The organism is Mesorhizobium sp. M7A.F.Ca.US.005.03.2.1 (assembly GCF_003997795.1).
Taxonomy (GTDB): Bacteria; Pseudomonadota; Alphaproteobacteria; order Rhizobiales; family Rhizobiaceae; genus Mesorhizobium; species Mesorhizobium ciceri.
The window spans coordinates 1-3461 of record NZ_RZRP01000685.1; the positions used below are offsets into that span (position 1 = coordinate 1).

At 63.6% G+C, this 3461-nt stretch carries 4 protein-coding genes; all 4 read right to left on the reverse strand.

Annotated features, from left to right (window positions below; genetic code table 11):
• Window positions 1-1472, reverse strand: a 1472-nt coding sequence (gene lnt / locus EN991_RS28315; RefSeq protein WP_127369985.1) for an apolipoprotein N-acyltransferase, incomplete at its 3' end; no start/stop codon positions are given.
• 101 nt (window positions 1473-1573) lie between these two features.
• Window positions 1574-2044 carry a VOC family protein gene (locus tag EN991_RS28320; protein ID WP_127369986.1) on the reverse strand — a complete coding sequence of 157 codons (471 nt, stop codon included), beginning with the start codon at window positions 2042-2044 and terminating at the stop codon, window positions 1574-1576.
• Between the two features lie 16 nt (window positions 2045-2060).
• Complete coding sequence (locus EN991_RS28325) at window positions 2061-3191, reverse strand: hemolysin family protein (RefSeq protein WP_027161765.1); 1131 nt, start codon at window positions 3189-3191, stop codon at window positions 2061-2063.
• A gap of 28 nt (window positions 3192-3219) precedes the next feature.
• Window positions 3220-3461 (reverse strand): rRNA maturation RNase YbeY (gene ybeY, locus EN991_RS28330; RefSeq protein WP_127369987.1); only part of this gene is annotated, 242 nt, incomplete at its 5' end.

Consider the following 3461-nt stretch of genomic DNA (forward strand, 5'->3'; position numbering starts at 1 on the left):
GGTATGTGGGCATCGATGGCGCCGCGCGCGTCGATAGCAAGCGCATCGACGATGCGCCCGCGCGGATCGACGACGGCCGAGATGCCGTTGTTGGCGGCACGCACCAATGGCAATCCATTTTCCACCGCACGGATCTGGGCCTGCCTGAAATGCTGATACGGACCCGGCGTGTCGCCGAACCACGCATCATTGGTAACGTTCACAATAAGCTGCGCTGACGCAGCGTCAACTGCCACAAGATCGGGAAAGATCACCTCATAACAGATAAATGGCAGCGCACGGATGCCGTCGGGCAGCGTAATGGCGTGCCGCTCATTGCCGGCCGCGAAACTCATCGGCCCGGCAACCAGTTGCTCGATGCCGAAACGCTGGAGCAGATCGGCGAAAGGCAGGTATTCGCCGAACGGCACCAGGTGAACCTTGTCGACGGCGTCGGTGATTTCACCCTTGTCGTCGATCGCCACCACGGAGTTGTAGTAGCGGCTGTCGGCATTTGCGGCCGAGCCGCCTTCCTCGCGGACGACGCCGGCAATCAGCATCTGGCCGGGTCCGAGCATATCCCCCAGCGCCGTCAATGCGTCCGGACGCTCGGTGAAGAGGAACGGCACCGAGGTTTCGGGCCACAGGATCAGTTGCGGCTTTTGATGGCCTGGATCCGGCGCCTTGCCCGAGAGCCCCATCAGGACCGCGAAGATGCGGTCGCGCACCGAGGCATCCCATTTTTCCGACAGGTCCACGGCCGGCTGGACAATGCGGACATCCAGGCTGCGTGAAGCTGGCGGTTCGGGAGCGGCAAGCCTGATATAGCCGAAGCCGACATGGGCAGCGACGAGCACGACAAACAGTGCCGCGCCGAGGCGCAGGTGCCGACGTGCCGCCAGCAGTGCCGGCAGTGCGAAGACGAACACCGCGAGCGCGTTCATGCCGATCATGCCCGTCACCGAGACGCTCTGCATCAGCAGCGGCACGGGCATGGCCGCGTAGCCGACGGCATTCCAGGGAAAACCGGTGAACAGGAAATCGCGCAGCCATTCCGCCAGGCCGAAGCCGAAGGCAAGGGCGGCGATGCGGCCAATGTCGTTGCTCCACAGCAGCCGGGCAACGATTGCCGCAAAGCCATAGAAAAAGGCGAGCATGAAAGGAATGCCGACCACCGCGAAGGGAAGCGCCCAGGCAAAGCTGTCGGCCTCGACCAGCAGCGCCGAGCCGATCCACCAGAGGCCGGCGAGGAAATAGCCGAAACCGAACCACCAACCGACGGCGAAAGCCGGCCGCAGACGCCGGAACAGACTGCCTGAAGCTTCGCCGGTGGCGCCGTCGAGCAGCCAGACCAGCAGCGGGAACGAGACGAAACAGGCGGCGAAGAAGTCGTAAGGCGCCTGCCCAAGCACCGCGAGGGCGCCGGCGAGAAACGCCACGAGCGCACGCCGCCAACCCCAAAGCAGAATTATCCGGCCGGTGAGGCGCTCCATGCATACTTCCGAGTCGCGAATCAGGACACAAGATTTAACAGGCTGCGCTCCGCGCTCCAAACGGCGGATGGGCTGGCTGAGATGCACAGCTCCGGCCCTGCCTACCGGTGCCAACCCTCGATTTGAACGCCCCCCAGCCGCTCGGCCTCCTCGCGCGGAACCGAACGGATGGTCTGCGTGAACGTCCAGACATGGCCCTCGGGGTCGCGTGCACGATACTGGCGCTCACCGTAGAACTGATCCGCCGGCTCCTGGATTATATCAGCGTCGAGGGCTCGCGCTTGCTCGCAATGCGCATCCAGGCCACCCTTCAGCCTGACATAGATCGACTGCGTGTTCTTGCCCGAGATCGAAGCCGGGCTGGCGACGTAATCGCTCCATTCGGAATCGACGATGATGTAGCTGTCGCCGAACCGCATCTCTGCATGGATGAGCTTTCCCTCGGCATCGCTGACCACCATGCTGCGCTCGAAGCCGAAAGCCGCCTCGAGCCAGTCCAGCGCGGCATGCGGATCCTTGTAGAAAACACCAGAGCCCAGACTTGGATGCTTGAACGGGTCGTCGATAGTCATCGTGCGAGCGAAACGCTCACGCCTGTTCGGTGCGCGCCGTGGCACGCCGGCGACGCTCACCCTTCTGGCTCTGCACGATGCGCACGCGCTTGACGCGGCGCGGATCAGCGTCGAGGACGTGAAATTCAAAACCGGGTATGGCCTGCACCACCTCGCCGCGGGCCGGAACACGGCCAAGCGTGTTGAAAATCATGCCGCCGATGGTGTCGACATATTCGCCATGTTCACCGGCGGCGAAATCCCCGCCGATCATCTTGGCGACGTCGTCGATCTCGGCCTTGCCATCGACGATGAACACGCCGTCGCCGCTCTGGGTGATCATCGGCTCGTCGTCGTCATGCTCGTCCTCGATGTCGCCGACCACCATCTCGACGATGTCTTCCAGCGAGGCAAGGCCGTCGGTGCCGCCATATTCATCGATGACCAGCGCCATTTGCGTGCGCGTCGTCTGCATGCGAGCCATCAGGTCGGAGGCGAGCATCGACGGCGGCACGAACAGCACCGGGCGGATCAGATTGAGGTCGCCAATGGTGCGTGCGAGATCGACCTGGGCGAGATCGAGAACCGTGGCGACGGGTGTTTTCCTGGTCGAGCGGCCCTTCTTGACGCGCGCGATCTTGGTGATGTGGGCCAGCACATCACGGATATGGACCATGCCGCGCGGATCATCGAGGGTCTCTGAATAGACCGGCATGCGGGAATGGCCGGATTGCTCAAAGGTGCCCAGCAGATCGCCGAGCGTCGTCGTGATTTCGACCCCTTGAATGTCGGCGCGCGGCACCATGACGTCCTCGACGCGCACTTCGCGCAGCCGCAGGATGTTGTTGAGCATGGCGCGTTCGCCGGGCGAGAAGGCGCCGGCATCGCTCGTTGTCTCGGCAAGCGCGCCGGCGATTTCCTCCCGCAGGCTGGTTCCGTTGCGTTGCCTGAACAGGCCAAGAACGCGGTCGAACAGGGAGGGACCGGCAGGCGATGTCTCGCTGGCAGCGCTGCCGATGCTGGCAGCACCAGAGGTGCCGGCAGCAGCAGAGGTACTGCTAGCACCAGAGGCAACGGTACTCGGACTTGATCCCTCTTCCGACGTATCGGAAGCCTTGGTTGCACTGCCGGCGTCGGGGCGGGCGGCAGTCTCTGGTTTGTCGTTCATCGTCGTCCGGTCAATTGGTCAGATGTAGTTACGCGTAGGGGTCGGGAATGGCAAGCCTTGCAAGCGCCGCGCGTTCGACGGCTTCCATCGCCTCGGCCTCGGCCTCGGTCTCGTGATCGTAGCCCAGCAGATGCAGCAGGCCGTGGATGACGAGATGGGTGATATGGTTCTCGACAGGCTTGTCTTCCAGTACCGCTTCATGGGCGACCGTTTCGGCGGCCAGCACGATGTCGCCCAGCATCGGCGGCAACGGACCGCCCTGCGCAAACG

Coding starts and splice junctions, on each gene's coding strand:
- EN991_RS28320 (WP_127369986.1), bottom strand. CDS start 2,044: ATGACTATCGACGACCCGTTCAAGCATCCAAGTCTGGGCTCTGGTGTT.
- EN991_RS28325 (WP_027161765.1), bottom strand. CDS start 3,191: ATGAACGACAAACCAGAGACTGCCGCCCGCCCCGACGCCGGCAGTGCA.